The organism is Pseudomonas sp. PP3, assembly GCF_905336995.1.
Lineage (GTDB): Bacteria > Pseudomonadota > Gammaproteobacteria > Pseudomonadales > Pseudomonadaceae > Aquipseudomonas > Aquipseudomonas reinekei.
This window is the reverse complement of sequence record NZ_HG995459.1, coordinates 4,769,320-4,786,940: the sequence shown is the minus strand read 5'-3', so window position 1 is coordinate 4,786,940 and position 17,621 is coordinate 4,769,320. Positions and strand designations below refer to the sequence as shown.

Below are 17,621 nucleotides of genomic sequence, written 5' to 3'. Positions count from 1 at the left end.
CAAAATGGGTTCAGTCGAGTTCCAGCACCACGACGCGTTGTCCGGCGCGCACGGCCGAACCGGGTTGCACGCGAATTTCGCGGACCACCCCGGCCATCGGGGCGAGCAGGGGGATTTCCATCTTCATCGACTCCAGAATCACCAGCACATCACCGGCCTCGACGCGGCTGCCGGTTTCCACCTGCACCTGCCAGAGGTTGCCGGCGATATGGCTGTCGACGCTCAGTTGGCCGTTGGCCAGCGCGGCATCTTCGGTCGCTTCCGGGACCTGTTCCTCGCTGTCGAAATGCGCCTGGCCGCTGGCGATCCAGCGCTCGCGTTCGGCGTTGAACGCGGCTTGTTGCTGATCGCGAAAGGCGCTGATGGTCTCGGCTTCCTGCCCCAGAAATGCCTGGTAATCCGCCAGGTTCAGCTGGCTGTGCTCGATGTTCAGGTCGAAGCGCCCGAGCGGGAAGTCCCGGCGGATGCGCAGCAGTTCATCGGCGCTGACCGGGTAGAAACGGATCTGGTCGAAGAAGCGCAGCAACCACGGTTTGCCATCGAACGCGGCGACTTCGCGGTAGCGGTTCCACATCTGCAAGGTGCGCCCGACAAACTGATATCCACCGGGGCCCTCCATGCCGTACACGCACATGTAGGCGCCGCCAATGCCCACCGAGTTCTCGGCGGTCCAGGTGCGGGCCGGGTTGTACTTGGTGGTGACCAGGCGATGGCGCGGGTCGAGCGGGGTGGCGACCGGCGCGCCGAGGTAGACGTCGCCCAACCCCATCACCAGATAGCTGGCGTCGAACACGGTGCGCTGCACTTCATCGAGGTTCGGCAGGTCGTTGATGCGGCGGATGAACTCCAGGTTGCTCGGGCACCACGGCGCGTCCTTGCGCACGGTGGTCATGTATTTCTCGATAGCCAATTGGCACGCCGGGTCGTCCCAGGACAGCGGCAGGTGGACGATGCGCGACGGTACTTGCAGGTCCTTGGCGGCACACACCGCGTCCCATTCGCCGGCCACGATGCCGAGCAAATCGGCCAGTGGCAGTTGTTCGGGCTGGTAGTGGATTTGCAGCGAGCGGATGCCGGGGGTGAGGTCGATCACGCCGTGCAGGGTCTTGCTTTCCAGCGCCTGCATCAGTGCGTGGGCGCGAAAGCGCAGGACTAGGTCCAGCTCAGGCGCACCGATTTCCAGGAGCAGGTGCGTGTCGCCGGACAGGCGTGCAACCAGCTGCGTATCGTCCTGACCCAACTCCAACACAACAGGCGACATAAGAACGTGTGGAAACACATCCCCTGTGGCGAGCAAGCTCGCTCGCGCTGGGTCGCGAAGCGGCCCCGATCCTTCAAGCACACCATAGGTGCCTGATTGCGAGTGCTGTGCACTCGAGTGGGAGCAAGCTCCCTCGCCACGAAGGCTCTGTGTAGCCAGCTTACGGGCGGTGTTGATGTCAACGGGGGAGAACTGAACCTTGTCCCCAGCCTTCAACTGCCCCAACTGCCAGAGATCCGCCTCGATCACTGTCACCGGGCATACAAAACCGCCAAGGCTTGGCCCATCCGGGCCGAGGATCACCGGCATGTCACCGGTAAAATCCACCGCGCCAATTGCATACGGATTGTCATGAATGTTCGACGGATGCAGACCTGCCTCGCCACCGTCGGCACGCACCCATTGCGGCTTCGGCCCGATCAGGCGCACGCCGGTGCGGCTGGAGTTGAAGTGCACTTCCCACTGAGTGGCGAAAAAGGTGCCGATGTAGTTTTCGGTGAAATATTCCGGGGCGCCGTGGGGGCCGTAGATCACGCGGATCTGCCTCACGGTTGGCAACGCGGTCACGTGCTCTTGCGCCAGTTGCTGACCGACGCTGCGATCGCTCAGCGCGGGTACATGCAACACGTCGCCGGCACGCAAGGCGCGACCGCCGTGCCCCCCAAACTGACCGAGGGTGAAGGTGCTTTTACTGCCCAGATAATCCGGGACTTGCAGGCCACCGCGCAGGCACAGGTAGCTGCGGGCACCGGTGCCGGCGATGGTGCCGAGGCTCAACGTCGCCCCCGCAGGAATCAGCAATGCCGTGTTCATCGGCACGGTTTCGCCGTTCAGCGTCAATGGAATCACCGCCCCGGTCACGGCAACCACGGCGTCGCAATTGAAGCGCAGCAGCGGTCCGCTCATGGTGATTTCCAGTGCCGCCGCGCCTTCGTCGTTGCCCAGCAAGCGGTTGCCCAGACGCAACGCGCGACTGTCCATCGGCCCCGACGGCGGAACGCCAACGGCCCAGTAACCGAGGCGGCCGGGATAGTCCTGCACGCTGGTTTGGGTGCCGGCACTGATGACTTCAAAGGTGTTGGCCTGATACACCAGACCTTCCAGACAACGGGTCCATGGCTGGCCGCTGGCGAAGGGCACATCGAGCAGAATCTGCCGCAGGTAATCGCGATTGGTTTCCACGCCATACAGCAGGCTGTCGCCAAGGGCACGGTGCAAATCGGCGCGGGCTTCTTCGCGCGTTGGCGCCCAACTGATGACCTTGGCAATCATCGGGTCGAAGTACGGAGGGATCTCGCAGCCCGCTTCGACCCAAGTGTCGATGCGCAGCTGGATGCCGTTGGCGGTCGGGAAATTCACGGCAGTGAGCAAGCCCGGGCTCGGCTGGAAATCCCGGCCCGGATCTTCGGCATACAAGCGCGCCTGAATCGCATGGCCCTCGGGTTGCAAGCCCTGCATCAGCTCGCTCAGCGGCGGCAAGTCACCGGCAGCCAGCTGCACCATCCAGCGCACCAGGTCCACGCCCCACACTTGTTCCGTGACGCCGTGCTCCACTTGCAAGCGCGTATTTACTTCAAGGAAATAGAAGCGCTGGGCGTCACTGTCGAAAACGAATTCCACGGTGCCGGCGCTGCGGTAATTCACGGCTTTGGCCAGTTTGATCGCGGCGGCGCAGAGTTCATCGGCCATGCCGTCTGGCAGGTTCGGCGCCGGAGTTTCTTCGAGGACTTTCTGGTTGCGCCGCTGCACCGAGCAGTCGCGCACACCGAGGGCAATCACCTCGCCACAGCCGTCGCCAAACACCTGCACTTCCAGATGCCGGGCGCGCTGGATGTACTTCTCGATGAACACACCCGCGTCGCTGAAATTGTTTTGCCCCAGGCGTTTGACCGCTTCGAAGGATTCACTCAACTCGGCCGCACTGCGGCACACACGCATGCCGATGCCACCGCCGCCAGCGGTGCTCTTGAGCATCACCGGGTAGCCGACCTGTTCACCGGCAATCAGCGCGGCGTCGAGGCTGTCGAGCAGTTCGGTGCCTTCGAGCATCGGCACGCCATGTTGTTTGGCCAGGGCGCGGGCGGTGTGCTTGAGGCCGAACACGCGCAGTTGCTCTGGCGTCGGGCCGATGAAGGCGATGTCGGCGGCTGCGCAGGCTTCGGCGAACGCGGCGTTTTCCGAGAGAAATCCGTAGCCGGGATGGATCGCCGTGGCACCGGTGGACTTGGCAATAGCGAGGATTTTGTCGACCGCCAGATACGTGCCGGCGGCAGCACCTTCGCCGAGGCTGTGGGCCTCATCGGCTTGCAGGATGTGCAGGCTGGCGGCATCGGCTTCGGAGTACACCGCGATGCCCTGGACGTGCAGCTCACGCAGGGTGCGCAGGATGCGGCAGGCGATGGCGCCACGGTTGGCAATCAGGACTTTTTCGAACATGGCATAACCCCTGAAGGGGATGCGGGCCGTCCCGCAGTTTTTCGACAGGCATCCGGGCCGTCCCGGATGTAGAAATCCACATCAACTGTATTAGCTGGCAAGCCAGCTCCTGCAGGGATTAACTGTGTTTTTACTTTTTGAGGCACTGGCCTGAACGGGCCTGGCACAGGGCAAACAACCAGCGACGCAACCGCGAAAATTTCAGTTCCATACCAGCAGCTCCGCAGGGGTCGGGTTGTAGGCGTTGCACGGATTGTTCAGTTGTGGGCAGTTGGAGATCAGCACGATCACGTCCATCTCGGCGCGCAGATCGACGTATTTGCCCGGTGCGGAAATCCCGTCTTCGAAGGTCAGCCCGCCGTCAGCCGTGACCGGCACGTTCATGAAGAAATTGATGTTCGGCCCGATGTCGCCCTTGCCCAAGCGGCCATCGTGCACACAGGCTCGCAGGTAGTTGTCGCGGCAGCTGTGCATGTAGCGTTTTTCCAGGGCGTAGCGCACGGTGTTGCTCTCTTGCGCGCAGGCGCCGCCGAGGGTGTCGTGACGCCCGCAGGTGTCGGCGACGATGGTCAGCATCGGCTTGCCAAGGTTGGAATACAGCACGCTGCCGGTGCTCAGGTACACGCTGTTCTGCCGGCGCAAGGTGCGCTGTACGTCGTAGCGTTCCTTGGGATTGGCAACGCTGTAGAACAGGGTGTCGACCGCCTGATTGCCTTCGAGGTCAAGGATGCGCAGGGTCTGGCCAGCCTTGACCTCCATCAGCCAGGGTTCGCCGGCGGGAATGGTGGCGCGGTAGATTGCGGTTTCTGGCTGCTTTTCAGTATTGATGAGAGCGAGTGACATGGCAGCGATCCTCAGGCGAACAGACGGTCGGTGTTGATGAAGCCGCGCTCGTTTTCCGGGCGCGAGGTGCGGCAGTGTTCGGCGACGCTGGCGTCGGCGTTCATCCAGCTGAGTTTCAGTGGTTTCGGTGCGTATTGCGGCGACGGGTCCATCGGGTGTTGCAGGGCGGTGAGCACCACCAGCGTGTCCATCGGTGCGTACAACTCGATGTAATCACCTGCCTCGGAGTTGCCCTCGACAAAGTGGAAGCGTCCGGCGTCGTCGACGTTGACGCGGCTGAACAGGTTGAGGGTCATCAGCAAATCCGACAGGCCCAGACCCCACTTGCCCAGCTCCACCAACAGGTTGTCGGTGCCGTTGCGGAAGAAACCGTTGCGCAGTTCCTGATAGCGCCCGGCGCCGTATTTTTCGGCGACTTCTTCAGCGCAAAGCACACCGCCGAGGCTGTCGCTCCAGCCGCAGGTGTCGGCGGTGATGGCCGCGAGCACGCGGCCCATGTCCGAGTACAGGCAATGGCCGGTGGTGAGCTTGGCGGTGTGTTGGCACTTGAGGCTGTCGGGCAGGTTCAGGCGTTCGGTTTTTTCATTGGCGTTGAGCAGCGTCAGGCTGACGTTGGCGCCGCCGCGAATGTCAGTCAGGCGCAGCAGTTGGCCGCGTTTCAAAACGAAGGAACGATGGCCGCCGCCGGGGAGCATTTCTTCGGCGAAGGGCGGAAACAGTTGGGTCGAATCAGTCATTGTCAAAGTCCTCTCAAGCGGTTCGAAGTGCGCCTGCCAGTTGCACCGGCAAGGCGTCGACGGCGGCACGGGTGGCGCGGCGGTCGCTGTTCAAAGGGATGTCGTAAGTGATGCGTGCGCCATAGCGGCCGGGTGCATGGGGGTCAAGACGGACCTTGTCGAACACCAGCAAACGGGTGCCGAGGCTGAAGCCTTCGGACAGATCATGGGTGACCATGAATACCGTCAATTGCGTTTCGCGCCACAGCGCCAGCAGCAACGCGTGCATGTCCTTGCGGATACCCGGATCGAGCGCGCCGAAGGGCTCGTCGAGCAGCAGCACGCGCGGCTTCATGATCAACGCCTGGGCGATGGCCAAGCGTTGTTGCATGCCGCCGGAGAGCTGCGCCGGGTACTTGTCCAGCGAGTGCCCGAGGCCGACTTTGTGCAGCAGCGCCGAGGCCTGTTCGCGGGCTTCTTTTTTCGCACTGCCGAACAGGCGACCGAGCAATGGCGAGCGCGGCAGTTCAAGGCCGAGGGCGACGTTGTCCAGTACGCTCAGATGCGGGAACACCGAATAGCGCTGGAACACCACGCCACGGCTGGCATCCGGCTCACCGGCCAACGGTTGGCCGTCGAGCAGGATCTCGCCGCGGCTGGCGCGCTCCTGGCCGAGCAGCAGGCGCAAGAAGGTCGATTTGCCGCAACCGGAAGCGCCGACCAGGGTGCAGAACTCGCCCTCGTTGACGGTCAGGTTCAGGCCTTCGAGCACCACCTGGTCGGCGTATTGCTGCCAGACGTTTTTCACGGTGATGAAGCTCATGCCCGTGCTCCTTCATACCAGGGGAACGCACGTTGGGTCAGGCGTTTCAGGCCCCAATCCATCAGCCAGGCGAGCAGGGTGATCCACACCACGTAGGGCAAAATCACGTCCATCGCCAGGTAGCGGCGCACCAGGAAAATCCGGTAGCCGAGGCCGTCGGTGGAAGCAATCGCTTCGGCGGCAATCAGGAATAGCCATGCCGAGCCGAGCATCAGCCGCAGCGAGATCAGCAGCCGTGGCAGCAGTTGCGGTAATACCACGCGCAGCATCAAGGTCCAGGTCGAAGCGCCGAGGGTTTGGGCCTTGATCAGCAGTTCCACGGGAATTTCCCGGGCGCGCTGTTCCAGATCCCGGGCCAGAGCCGGGGTGATGCCGATCACGATCAGCATCACTTTCGACAGCTCGCCCAACCCGAAAACGATAAACAGAATCGGCAGGATCGCCAGCGGCGGCACCATCGACAATACCGTCAGCAAGGGCGACAACGGCGCGCCAAACAGCGGCAGGGTGCCGGCGGCCATGCCCAGGCATAAGCCGGCGAGGGCGCTGATACCCAAGCCGATAGCCAGGCGTCGCAGACTCGAAGCGCTGTCCTGCCAGAGCAGGTATTCACCGGTGCGGCTGTCGGCGACGAACGCCAGGCGTTTAACCGCATCGGTCATCTGCACGGCGCTGGGTAGCAGCTTGTCGTTGGGATTGTCCGCCAGTCGCTCGGCCGAGCCCATGAAGTAGGCGAACAGCACCAGGGCGAACGGCAGGATTACCAGCAACAGGCGACTCGGGCGATCCGGGTGGCGATTGATCAGGCGCATGGCCAAGTCCTCTTCTTACAACTTGGCGTCGGCGGCCATCTGTACATAGCTGGGGTCGAAGCGCAGTTTGAGGTTGCCTTTGTCGCCGCTGGTCACGCCGTTGGCGAAAGCCATGCCGACCGCACTGGTGTCCTTGGCGCCTTCACCCAGCAAACCGTGCTGGAAGGAGAACTCGGCGACCTTGCGCATGGTTTCCGGCAGTTGCTTGCTGGTGCTGAACGCGAGGGCTTCTTGCGGCGTGGCGAACAGCTTGGTGGTGTCCAGTTGCGCCTGGAAACCTGCCAGGTCGGTGCCCGAGGCTTTGGCCATGTGTTCGAGCGCGGCTTTGCTGGCGGCGTTTTTCGCGTTCATCAACTCGACCACTTCGAACCAGGCGCCGGTCAGTGCTTTGCCGAGGGCCGGGTTGTCTTTGAGGGTGGCGCTGTTGACCACCATCATGTCCATGATTTCGCCGGGGATCTGGCTGGAGTTGAAGACTTCGGTCACTCCGGGCTTGGCCTTGATGTCCGAGAGCATCGGGTTCCAGGTGGTGACGGCGTTGACCTGATCGGTGTTGAAAGCCGCCGCGATATCGGCGTCGGAGGTGTTGACCACTTTCAGGTCCTTCTCGGTGAGGTCCACCGAATCCAGGGCCCGGGCCAGCAGGTAATGGGACACCGACAACTCGACCAGATTGACGTCCATGCCCTTGAGGTCGGCGACTTTTTTGCCTTCGCCCTTGAGCACAATGCCGTCGTTGCCGTTGGAGAAATCGCTGACGATCAGCGCGGTGCTGTCGACGCCACCGGCAGCGGGAATGGTCAGCGCGTCCATGTTGGTCATGGTGCAGCCGTCGAACTGGCCGGCGGTGTACTGGTTGATGGATTCGACGTAATCGTTGAGCTGCACTACGTCAATCTTGATGCCGTACTTCTTCGCCCACTTGTCGACGATGCCTTGGCTGCCGGCGTACTCCCAGGGCATCCAGCCAGCATAAATCGTCCAGCAGACGCTGAAGTGGTCTTTCGGTGCAGCGTGGGACGAGACGCTCACGAGGGCTGCGAAAGCAGCGGCGAGCAGGGTGGGTAAACGAAGCTGGGACATGGTGGTTCTCCAGTTGATCAAGGACGGGCAGGAAGGCAGCGGCACCGCGAACGGTGGCTTGTCTCCCGGGCTTTTGTCCCGCCGTGTAACCTCAACTGGAGGTCGCCAACTCTCGGACCAGTCACTCGCGAAGCGAGCCGGAACCCTAGTCAGCCATTGCAAATTGTGGTGCCGCGAACCTGTGATGACTCCTGCACGCAATTGTTAAAGCGAGAGCCGTGCCAAGTCCGTAGAACGCGTCTAGCGCGCGGTGGTGAGGCAATTCTCGGTGAGTGAAGTGGGGAAGGGCTGCTTTGTGATGGTGCATCGGTGCACTGTGATGTGGCGTGGGTGGCCGTTATTACGGCGGTGGATGTCACCCTCTCCACTACCAATCAGCGCGTGAATGGATGAAAAACCTTTCATCGGCGAGATGTTTCAACTTGTTGCAGGGACGCACCAGATTCTGAAATCGATGTCTGATCTTTCGACAGTCGCCGAATAATCGACTGTCGCCTGCCAGCGTCGCTGGTGTGGCTCACTCGCGGTCCAGGAGGCCGCCATGCTCTCTCGAATTCTACTGATTGCTGTGTTGGGTTTGTCCCTTGGTGCATGCGTGCCTTATTCCGATGGAGGAGTCAGCTACTACAGTTCCGAGGTTTATACCTCGCCAGCGCCAGGCTATTACGCCGGTGGTGATCGCTACTATTCCAATGGCGGTTATTACTCGCCGCCAGCCCGTTACTACGCGCCGCCTGCGCGGTATTACAAGCCATCGCCGCGCTACTACTCGCAGCCGCGGATTTATCAACCCTCACCGCGCTATCACCAGGCGGCACCGCGTTACTACCAGGCGCGCCCCGATTACCGGGCGCATCAGAATCATGGCTGGGATGGCCGCAAGCGTGGCGGCTGGGACAACGACCGAGGCCATGGCGGTCGCAACAACAATCACGGCGGGCGAGGTGACCATAACGGACGCGGTGATCGCGACGGCCGGGGCAATCACCGCTAATCATTCCTTGTAACTACAAAACCTGTGGGAGCGACTCGCTCCCACAGTTCGTTCAGTATCCAGAAAGATCCGCCAACGGATGCCGCCCCTCCCACGCCTTATGAAAATGCGCCTCCACCACCGCATCCGGCACATTATTGATGTCCGGCCAGTGCCAGTGCGGCTTCTGATCCTTGTCGATCAACCGCGCGCGCACGCCTTCACTGAATTCCGGATGGCGGCAGCAGTTGAGGCTTAGCGTGTATTCCATCTGAAAGACTTCGGCCAGCGACAGGTGGCGGGCGCGGGCGATCTGTTCCCAGACCAGATGGGCGGTCAGCGGTGAACCTTCGCTCATGGTTCGGGCGGCGCGGCTGAGCAGCGGGTCGGCGTCATCGCGCAATGGGCTGATGGCTTTCCATGCGCACCGCACGTCGCTCACATCCAGCAGTTCATCGATGCGCTGGCGCCGCGGCAGCCATTGAGGTTCGGGCATCTGTGCGACGGCTTCCTGCTGCAAAGCCTTGAGCAGACTGTTGAGTTGCATCGGCGTCTGTTCCTGCCAGTTCAGTTGCAGCAAGCCTTCGAGTAGCGCTGCCTGTTGCTCGTCGAGCAGGAAGCGGTCGGCCAGGTCCAGATCGATCGCATCACGAGCGTTCATGTGGGCGCCGGTCAAGCCGAGGAACAATCCAAGCTTGCCGGGCAAACGGGACAGGAACCAACTGGCGCCGACGTCCGGGTACAGGCCGATGGTGATTTCCGGCATGGCCAGTCGACTGCTCGGCGTAACAATGCGGATGCTCGCACCCTGCAGCAGGCCCATGCCGCCGCCGAGCACATAACCATGGCCCCAGCAGATCAACGGTTTTGGATAGGTATGCAGGCTGAAGTCCAGGCGATATTCCGCTGCAAAGAAGTGCGCGGCCAGGGGAGGCACTTCGCCGGGATGGTCGCGGCAAGCTTCTACCAGGCTGCGCACCTCACCACCGGCGCAAAAGGCCTTGGCGCCGTTGCCTCGCAGCAGGACGCAGACGATTTGCGGTTCCTTGGCCCAGGCGTTCAGTTTGTCGCTCAAGGCGTTGATCATTGGCAAGGACAGCGCGTTCAGCGACTTTTCGGCATCCAGCGTGGCAACGCCGATGCGGGCGCCGTCGGTGCCGGTGAGTTCTTCGAAGTGCAGATTCATCGTGACCTCGATCAGGAAATTGAGGGTTAAGTATGATCGCTGTGTAGGAAAGTGCCGGATCTGTGTCAGATCAATTGACAAGCGTGATGCGCTTTCCTAGGGTTCGCCCCATTGTTTTTGCCGGATGTAACCATGACTGCTGATGACCGTATCAAACTCGAACCGAGCTGGAAGGAGGCCCTGCGTGCCGAATTCGACCAGCCCTACATGACAGAGTTGCGAAACTTTCTCCAACAGGAACGGGCGGCCGGCAAGGAGATCTATCCACCGGGCCCGATGATTTTCAACGCGCTCAATTCCACGCCGCTGGATAAGGTCAAGGTCGTGATTCTCGGCCAGGACCCGTACCACGGCCCGGGCCAGGCCCATGGCTTGTGCTTCTCGGTGCAACCGGGCGTGCCGGCACCGCCATCGCTGGTGAACATTTACAAAGAGTTGAAGCGCGACCTGAACATCGACATCCCCAGCCACGGTTATCTGCAAAGCTGGGCCGAGCAGGGCGTGCTGATGCTCAACACCACCATGACCGTCGAGCGCGCCAACGCCAATGCGCACAAGGACAAGGGGTGGCAGTTTTTTACCGATCGGATCATCGAAGTGGTCAGCCAGCAGCAACCGCACCTGGTGTTCATGCTGTGGGGCGCTCATGCCCAGAGCAAGCAGAAGCTGATCGATGCGACCAAGCATCTGGTGTTGACCTCGGTGCACCCGTCACCGCTGTCGGCCTATCGCGGCTTCCTCGGTTGCGGGCACTTCAGCCGCACCAACAAGTTTCTTGAGCAGAATGGCGAGACGCCGATCGAGTGGCGGTTGCCGCCGGTTTGAGGAAAGGAGTGGAGCTTTTGTGGCGAGGGAGCTTGCTCCCGCTGGGCTGCGAAGCAGCCCCAAGTCCCGCGACCTGATTTCTACTGACAGACCGCGCACATAGGTTTTACGACTGCTATGCAGCCGAGCGGGAGCAAGCTCCCTCGCCACAGTGGGCGGTGTCAGGATTGCTCCGGGGCCCGGTTCCAATACTTGAACAACGGCTCCGCCAGAAACAACACAAACAACAACCGCATCACCTGCATCGCCGTCACCAACGGCACCGACAGTTGCAGGGTCTCCGCCGTCAGGCTCATCTCCGCAATCCCGCCCGGCATCATGCCCAGCGTCAGTGAACGCAGATCCAGATGAGTCAGCGCACTTAAACCCAATGCCGCTGCCGTGGCGATCAACATGGTCAACACCGTACCGATCAAGGTCCGGCCCATGAATGAAGGCGCACGACGGAAAAACTGCCGGTTGAAGTGACAGCCCAGACCGCTGCCGATCAACCATTGGCCGATCTGGCTACCGCCGTTGGGTAGGCCGATATGCAAATCCCAACCGATACTCACCGCCGCACTCACCAGCAACGGCCCGAACAGCCACGGGTTGGGTTGACGCAGACGCTCCCATATCCAGGCGGCCAATGCGCCTGCAGGGAACAAAATCGCCAGCCAGCGCCAGTCGATGCTGCCAGCGTGGGAAATCGGTGCTCCGTCGCCCAGCAGGTATTTGAATGCTGCCGGTACGCACAATACGACGACCAGGACGCGCAAACTCTGCCCAGCCGCAACACGGCTGAGCACCGCGCCATTGCGGGCGCCGAGGTTGACCATTTCTCCGGAACCACCCGGCATGCTGGAAAAAAATGCAGTGGCGCGATCTTCACCGGTACGTCGCATCAACCAGACACCGACCACGGCCGACAGGCTGGTGACCAACGCACCGAAGAAGATCAAACCGAAATGACTCAGCACCTGCTCCATCACCACCGGGGTGAAATGCAGGCCAATGCCGATGCCGACGATCCACTGGCCGCACTTACGGCCGCCAGGGATTTCCGCCAGTTGCCAGGGTGTCAGGCAGCGCACGAGGATAATCGCCAGCAACGAGCCGACCATCCACGGCAAAGGCCAGCCGACCTGGCTGGCGAGATAACCGCCCAGCAGGCCGACCAGCGGTGTTCCCCACCAGGCTTTGAACGGTGTTCGATCAGACATCGGCAATCGCGCGTTGCGCAGCCGAGCGTTTGCGCCAGATGCGGATGAGCGGCATCAGCAGCATGATCGCCGTCAGCACCCAGCAACCGAACGTGATCGGGCTCGACCAGAGGATTTCCAGTGCACCGTTGGAAATCGACAGGGCGCGACGCAGGTTTTGTTCCATCAAGCCGCCGAGGATGAAGCCCAGCAATACCGGCGACAGCGGGAAGTCCAGCTTGCGCAAGATGTAACCGAAGATGCCGATGCCGATCATCAGGAACAGGTCGAAGGTGGTGGCATGCACCGCGTAGACGCCGATCCCGGTAATGATCGCGATCACGGGTACCAGTGCCCAGTTCGGCACGGCGAGGATGCGGGTGAAGATGCGGATCATCGGGATGTTGAGGATTACCAGCATGATGTTGGCGATGAACAACGACGCGATCAGCCCCCAGACGATGTCCGGTTGTTGCTGGAACAGCAGCGGACCCGGTGTGATGTTGTACAGCGACAGGGCGCCGATCATCACCGCCGTGGTGCCCGAGCCCGGAACGCCGAGGGTCAGCATCGGCACCAGCGCACCGCAGGCGGCGCCGCCGATGGCGGTTTCCGGCGCAGCGAGGCCGCGCATGTCGCCCTGGCCGAAAGTACCTTTGGCACCCGCCATGCGTTTTTCGGTCATGTAGGCCACGGCGCTGGCCAGGGTCGCGCCGGCACCCGGCAACACGCCCATGATGAAACCCAGTACGCCGCAACGGATGTTCACCACGAACACCGACGCCGCTTCCTTGAAGTTGAACATCATCCGGCCGGTGGCTTTCACCGCTTCCTGCCCGTGGTGGGTTTTTTCCAGTAGCAGGAGGATTTCGCTGATGGAGAACAGGCCCAGCACCAACACGACGAATTGAATGCCGTCTGTCAGGTGAATGTTATCGCCGGTAAAACGGTACACGCCGCTGTTGGCGTCGATGCCAACGGTCGACAAGAACAAGCCGATCAGTGCCGCGATAAATGTTTTCAGTGGTCGGTCGCCGGCCATGCCGCCCAGGCAGACGATCGCGAATACCATCAGCACGAAGTATTCCGCCGGTCCGAAGGCAATCGCCCATTTCGCCAGCAGCGGGGCGAACAGCACCATGCCGCAGGTGGCGATGAAGGCGCCGATGAACGAACTCCATGCCGACAGCGACAGCGCCACACCGGCCAGGCCTTTGCGGGCCATTGGATAACCGTCGAGGGTGGTCATCACGGTGGAAGCTTCGCCCGGAATGTTCAGCAGGATCGAGCTGATCCGGCCGCCGTATTCGCAACCCAGATACACCGCCGCCAACAGAATCAGTGCCGACTCCGGTGGCAGGCCGAGGGCGAATGCGATCGGGATTAACAGTGCCACGCCGTTGATCGGGCCCAGGCCCGGAAGCAGGCCAACGACGGTGCCGATCAGGGTGCCGCAAAGCGCGGTCACCAGGTTGTACGGGCTCAGTGCGACGCCGAAGCCCTGACCCAAATAGCCGAGAGTATCCATATCAGTTCTCCAGAACGTCGAGCACGCCAAGTGGCAGCGGCACGTCCATCAACTTGTCGAACAGCAGGTAGAGGCCGACGGCCATCAGACTGATGATCACGATGCTTGGCACCCAGCGACCGCCATACAGACGGGCCATGGGCACGCCGATCAGGATGCTGGCGACGATGAAACCCAGCGGTTCGAAGGTACCGGCGAACACCAGTAGCAGCGCTACGCAGAGGCCGATCTTGGTCAGGGTTTCGCGATCCAGCGGCGGCTCGTCATCGCTGTGCTTGATCGGTGCCGGACGGAACACCATGTACAACAGCGCTGAGCCCATCAGGCCAAGCATCAATAGCGGAAAGGCCCGAGGCCCCACCGGTTCATAGGAAAAAGCCGCTTGATACGGCCACGCCATCAGCGCGAGGCCGAGACAGGCCAGCAACAGCACCGAAGCAAAAATGCGTTGTAAGAGCATGAGGAACTCCTGTGCCGCGACTCCGCCAAACGGAGCCGCAGCCGCTAGACAGAGGCGATCACTGGATCAGGCCGAACTCTTTGGCCAGCACTTTGTAGTCCGCGACTTGCTTCTTCACGTAGGTGTCCAGTTCCGGGCCGGTCATGGCGAACGGGAACAGCTCACGCTGATCGCGCAGCTTGGCGAACTCAGGGGAGGCCAGCAGTGTGTCGAAGGAGCCTTTCCACCAGGCATAGTCTTCGTCGCTGACTTTCGGCCCGAGGTAGAAGCCGCGAACCACTGGCCAGACGATGTCGTAGCCTTGCTCGCGAGCGGTCGGGATGTCCTTCATTTCCGGCTCATCGAGACGCTTGTCGGAGAACACCGCCAGCAGGCGCATGTCGCCGCTCTGGATGTGCGGCATGGAGTCGGAGATGTCGGTGCTGCCGACCTGGATGTGGCCGCCGAGCAGAGCGGTGGCGATTTCACCGCCGCCTTCGAGGGCGACGTAACGCAAGTCACGCGGGTTGATTCCGGCGGCCTTGGCGATCAGGGCGGTTTGCATCCAGTCTTGGCTGCCGACGGTGCCGCCGGAACCGATCACCACTTTGCTCGGATCTTTCTTCAGTGCCTGCACCAGATCGTCCAGGGTCTTGTAGGGCGAATCGCTTTTAACCGCGATGGCGCCGTAGCTGGTGCCCACAGCGGCGAGCCAGCGCACATTGGTTTCGTCGAAACGACCGAACTTGCCCTGGGCCAGGTTCAGTAGCGAACCACTGGACCAGGCCACCAACGTGCCGGCGTCCGCCGGGCGCTGGGCAACCACTGCGTTGTAGGCCACCGCGCCGACACCGCCGGGCATGTAGGTCACGCGCATCGGTTTGGTCAGCAGTTTTTCGTTGACCAGCGCGCTTTGCACCAGTTTGCAGGTCAGGTCGAAACCACCGCCCGGTGAGGCCGGGGCGATGCATTCCGGGCGTTTGGGCTCGGCCATCAGTTGGCCGGCAAACAGCATGCAGCTGGCGGCGAGGGCGAAACGACGCAGTGATCGATTCATTTTTTTCTCCACGGGAGTTGTTGTTTTTGGGGATGTTTCAGGTGCGGCGGTTTCGCTTCGCGCCGCCGATGACGGCGCCGGCAAGCGTAAACGATGGGGAGCGGGAAAAGGCGTGGGGCGGGCAAATCTGGAGCTGGGTGGACAGCATGGCGAAGTACCTCGTTATTGTTCTTATTGGCGAAAACGCATCAAGGCGTTTTTCGGGAGCTACATTTCAAAGCAGGAGCGATGGCTGCGATTGAAACCATCCGTGGATCGACTCTAACGGTCGAACCTTTCGCTAACCTTTCATCGGGCTTTCACGGTTTTTCGGGCTTCACAGTCGTGGATGCGCCTGTAAACTCCGCGCCAAAGAATGGCGTCGACCATCCCTGAATGAGGTAAAGATCCATGCGTGTCCTGCTCGTCGAAGACCATTTGCAGCTCGCCGAAAGTGTCGCCCAGGCGCTCAAGAGCACCGGCCTGACCGTGGATGTGCTGCACGATGGCGTGGCGGCTGACCTGGCGCTGGGCAGCGAGGAATACGCCATGGCGATCCTTGATGTCGGCTTGCCGCGCATGGATGGTTTCGAAGTGCTGGCGCGCCTGCGTGCGCGGGGCAAGAACCTTCCGGTGCTGATGCTGACGGCGCGCAGCGACGTCAAGGACCGGGTCCATGGCCTGAACCTCGGTGCTGATGATTACCTGGCCAAACCTTTCGAACTCACCGAACTCGAAGCGCGGGTCAAGGCTCTGCTGCGCCGCAGTGTGCTGGGCGGTGAACGCCTGCAACGCTGCGGCGTGCTGGCCTACGATCTGGACACCCGGCGCTTCACCCTTGGCGAAGAGTTGCTGACCCTGACCTCCCGCGAGCAGGCCGTGCTCGAAGCGTTGATCGCCCGTCCTGGTCGGGTGATGAGTAAGGAACAACTGGCCTCTCAGGTCTTCGGTCTCGACGAAGAGGCCAGCCCCGACGCCATCGAAATCTATGTGCACCGCTTGCGCAAGAAACTCGACGGCCAGCCGGTCGCCATCGTGACGTTCCGCGGCCTCGGTTATTTGCTGGAAAGCCGCGATGCATAAGCCCAGCAGCCTGCGCTGGCGGTTGCTGTGGAATCTGGCATTGCTGCTGGTGGTGTTGATGCTGGCCAGCGGCTTGAGCGCGTACTGGAACGGTCGCGAAGCGGCCGATACGGCTTATGACCGGACTTTGCTCGCCTCGGCGCGGACCATCGCGGCGGGCCTCTCAGAACGCGACGGCAGCCTCAGCCTCGACGTGCCTTACGTGGCCCTGGACACCTTCGCCTACGACAGTGCCGGGCGGATTTTTTACCTGGTCAATGACATCAACCAGAAGCTGATTTCCGGCTACGAAAACCTGCCTGGCCCGCCTCCTGGGACGCCGCGCACCGATGATTATCCAGCGCTGGCGCGGTTCTACAATGCGACTTATCGTGGGCAGAACGTGCGTGTGGTCAGCCTGCTCAAACCGGTCAGCGAACCGAACATGAACGGCATGGCGGAAATCCGCGTGGCGGAAACCGATGAAGCGCGGGTCAGCATGGCCCGCAGCCTGGCGGCAGATACATTGCTGCGTCTGGGCATGCTGGCGGTCGGGGCATTGATGATGGTGTGGTTTGCGGTAAGTGCCGCACTGCGTCCGTTGGAGCGCTTGCGCACGGCGGTGGAGGAGCGTCAGCCGGATGATCTGCGGCCGTTGCCGCTGGTGGAAGTGCAACACGAATTATGGCCGCTGGTGCGTGCCCTCAATCACTTTACCGAACGCCTGCGCGGACAATTCGAGCGGCAAGCGCAGTTCATTGCCGATGCCGCCCATGAACTGCGCACGCCACTGGCGGCGCTCAAGGCCCGGCTTGAGTTGGGCTTGCGTTCGACCGAGCCACAAACCTGGCGCAGCACGCTGGAAACCACGGCTCAAGGCACTGATCGCCTGACGCATCTGGCTAATCAGTTGCTCTCGCTGGCGCGGGTCGAAAACGGCGCCCGGGCGATCGCCGAGGGCGGCGCGCAATTGCTGGATCTCAGTCAACTGGCGCGAGAACTGGGCATGGCCATGGCGCCGCTGGCCCACAAACGTGGGGTGGCGCTGGCGCTGGAGGCGGACGAGCCGGTTTGGTTACGCGGTGAGCCGACGTTGTTGAACGAGCTGTTGAGCAACCTGGTGGACAACGCCCTGGCCCACACGCCGTCGGGCGGCAACGTCATTCTGCGGGTCTCGGCACCGGCGGTGCTGGAGGTCGAAGACGACGGTCCCGGGATTCCCCTGGATGAGCGTGATCGGGTGTTCGAGCGTTTTTACCGGCGCAACCAGCAAGTGGCTGGGTCAGGCCTGGGGTTGGCGATTGTCGGCGAGATCTGTCGTGCGCACCTGGCGCAAATCAGTCTGCATGATGGGGAGAAGGCGGGGTTGAAGGTGCGGGTGAGTTTCATAGCCGGGGAGTGATCACCGCTTTTTGTG

16 protein-coding genes and 1 riboswitch are annotated in these 17,621 nt (G+C 61.9%); of the genes, 5 read left to right on the top strand and 11 right to left on the bottom strand.

Annotated elements, in window-relative coordinates; translation table 11 throughout:
• Positions 1-10: 10 nt before the first annotated feature.
• From uca to KHO07_RS21820, 6 genes are all read right to left on the bottom strand, one after another.
• Positions 11-3,697: an urea carboxylase gene (uca, locus tag KHO07_RS21845; protein WP_212625506.1), complete on the bottom strand. Its 3,687-nt coding sequence runs from the start codon at positions 3,695-3,697 to the stop codon at positions 11-13.
• A 201-nt stretch (positions 3,698-3,898) separates the two neighbouring features.
• Positions 3,899-4,540 (bottom strand): urea amidolyase associated protein UAAP2, encoded by a 642-nt coding sequence (locus KHO07_RS21840; protein WP_075947510.1) that lies wholly within the window; start codon positions 4,538-4,540, stop codon positions 3,899-3,901.
• 11 nt (positions 4,541-4,551) lie between these two features.
• Positions 4,552-5,277: an urea amidolyase associated protein UAAP1 gene (locus KHO07_RS21835; RefSeq protein WP_212625505.1), complete on the bottom strand. Its 726-nt coding sequence runs from the start codon at positions 5,275-5,277 to the stop codon at positions 4,552-4,554.
• A 13-nt stretch (positions 5,278-5,290) separates the two neighbouring features.
• Positions 5,291-6,079: an ABC transporter ATP-binding protein gene (locus tag KHO07_RS21830; RefSeq protein ID WP_212625504.1), complete on the bottom strand. Its 789-nt coding sequence runs from the start codon at positions 6,077-6,079 to the stop codon at positions 5,291-5,293.
• The gene (locus tag KHO07_RS21825) at positions 6,076-6,891 is read right to left on the bottom strand and encodes an ABC transporter permease (RefSeq protein WP_150732237.1); all 816 of its coding nucleotides are present in this window, start codon (positions 6,889-6,891) and stop codon (positions 6,076-6,078) included. The genes KHO07_RS21830 and KHO07_RS21825 overlap by 4 nt, the downstream gene beginning before the upstream one ends.
• 15 nt (positions 6,892-6,906) lie before the next feature.
• Positions 6,907-7,974 carry a putative urea ABC transporter substrate-binding protein gene (locus KHO07_RS21820; RefSeq protein ID WP_150732238.1) on the bottom strand — a complete coding sequence of 356 codons (1,068 nt, stop codon included), beginning with the start codon at positions 7,972-7,974 and terminating at the stop codon, positions 6,907-6,909.
• 60 nt (positions 7,975-8,034) lie between these two features.
• A riboswitch (guanidine-I (ykkC/yxkD leader) is annotated at positions 8,035-8,134 on the bottom strand.
• A gap of 381 nt (positions 8,135-8,515) precedes the next feature.
• On the opposite strand from KHO07_RS21820, the gene KHO07_RS21815 reads away from it, so the two are divergent.
• Positions 8,516-8,968: a hypothetical protein gene (locus tag KHO07_RS21815; protein ID WP_150732239.1), complete on the top strand. Its 453-nt coding sequence runs from the start codon at positions 8,516-8,518 to the stop codon at positions 8,966-8,968.
• Positions 8,969-9,020: 52 nt separating this feature from the next.
• Here the strand turns inward: KHO07_RS21815 and KHO07_RS21810 are convergent, their stop codons facing one another.
• Positions 9,021-10,133, bottom strand: a complete 1,113-nt coding sequence (locus KHO07_RS21810; RefSeq protein WP_150732240.1) for an enoyl-CoA hydratase/isomerase family protein — start codon at positions 10,131-10,133, stop codon at positions 9,021-9,023.
• 132 nt (positions 10,134-10,265) lie between these two features.
• Between KHO07_RS21810 and ung the strand changes: the two genes are divergently transcribed.
• Positions 10,266-10,958, top strand: a complete 693-nt coding sequence (gene ung, locus KHO07_RS21805; RefSeq protein ID WP_075947504.1) for a uracil-DNA glycosylase — start codon at positions 10,266-10,268, stop codon at positions 10,956-10,958.
• Positions 10,959-11,119: 161 nt separating this feature from the next.
• Here ung and KHO07_RS21800 read toward each other — a convergent pair whose 3' ends face one another.
• The 4 genes from KHO07_RS21800 to KHO07_RS21785 are packed head-to-tail and all read right to left on the bottom strand — an operon-like array spanning position 11,120 to position 15,163.
• Positions 11,120-12,160, bottom strand: a complete 1,041-nt coding sequence (locus tag KHO07_RS21800; protein ID WP_212625503.1) for an AbrB family transcriptional regulator — start codon at positions 12,158-12,160, stop codon at positions 11,120-11,122.
• Positions 12,153-13,667 carry a tripartite tricarboxylate transporter permease gene (locus KHO07_RS21795; protein ID WP_150732242.1) on the bottom strand — a complete coding sequence of 505 codons (1,515 nt, stop codon included), beginning with the start codon at positions 13,665-13,667 and terminating at the stop codon, positions 12,153-12,155. Before KHO07_RS21795 ends, KHO07_RS21800 begins: the two co-directional genes overlap by 8 nt.
• 1 nt (position 13,668) lies before the next feature.
• Complete coding sequence (locus tag KHO07_RS21790) at positions 13,669-14,127, bottom strand: tripartite tricarboxylate transporter TctB family protein (RefSeq protein WP_150732243.1); 459 nt, start codon at positions 14,125-14,127, stop codon at positions 13,669-13,671.
• 58 nt (positions 14,128-14,185) lie between these two features.
• A complete protein-coding gene (locus tag KHO07_RS21785; protein ID WP_150732244.1) occupies positions 14,186-15,163 on the bottom strand; it encodes a tripartite tricarboxylate transporter substrate binding protein in 978 nt (325 codons plus the stop codon).
• Here KHO07_RS21785 and KHO07_RS21780 point away from each other — a divergent pair.
• The 3 genes from KHO07_RS21780 (at position 15,151) to KHO07_RS21770 (ending at position 17,606) form a co-directional block, all read left to right on the top strand.
• Positions 15,151-15,405 carry a hypothetical protein gene (locus KHO07_RS21780; protein ID WP_212625502.1) on the top strand — a complete coding sequence of 85 codons (255 nt, stop codon included), beginning with the start codon at positions 15,151-15,153 and terminating at the stop codon, positions 15,403-15,405. The genes KHO07_RS21785 and KHO07_RS21780 overlap by 13 nt on opposite strands.
• 148 nt (positions 15,406-15,553) lie before the next feature.
• Positions 15,554-16,225, top strand: coding sequence for a response regulator (locus tag KHO07_RS21775; RefSeq protein ID WP_075947499.1), 672 nt, complete (start codon positions 15,554-15,556; stop codon positions 16,223-16,225).
• The gene (locus KHO07_RS21770) at positions 16,218-17,606 is read left to right on the top strand and encodes a sensor histidine kinase (protein ID WP_150732246.1); all 1,389 of its coding nucleotides are present in this window, start codon (positions 16,218-16,220) and stop codon (positions 17,604-17,606) included. Before KHO07_RS21775 ends, KHO07_RS21770 begins: the two co-directional genes overlap by 8 nt.
• Positions 17,607-17,621: the final 15 nt, after the last annotated feature.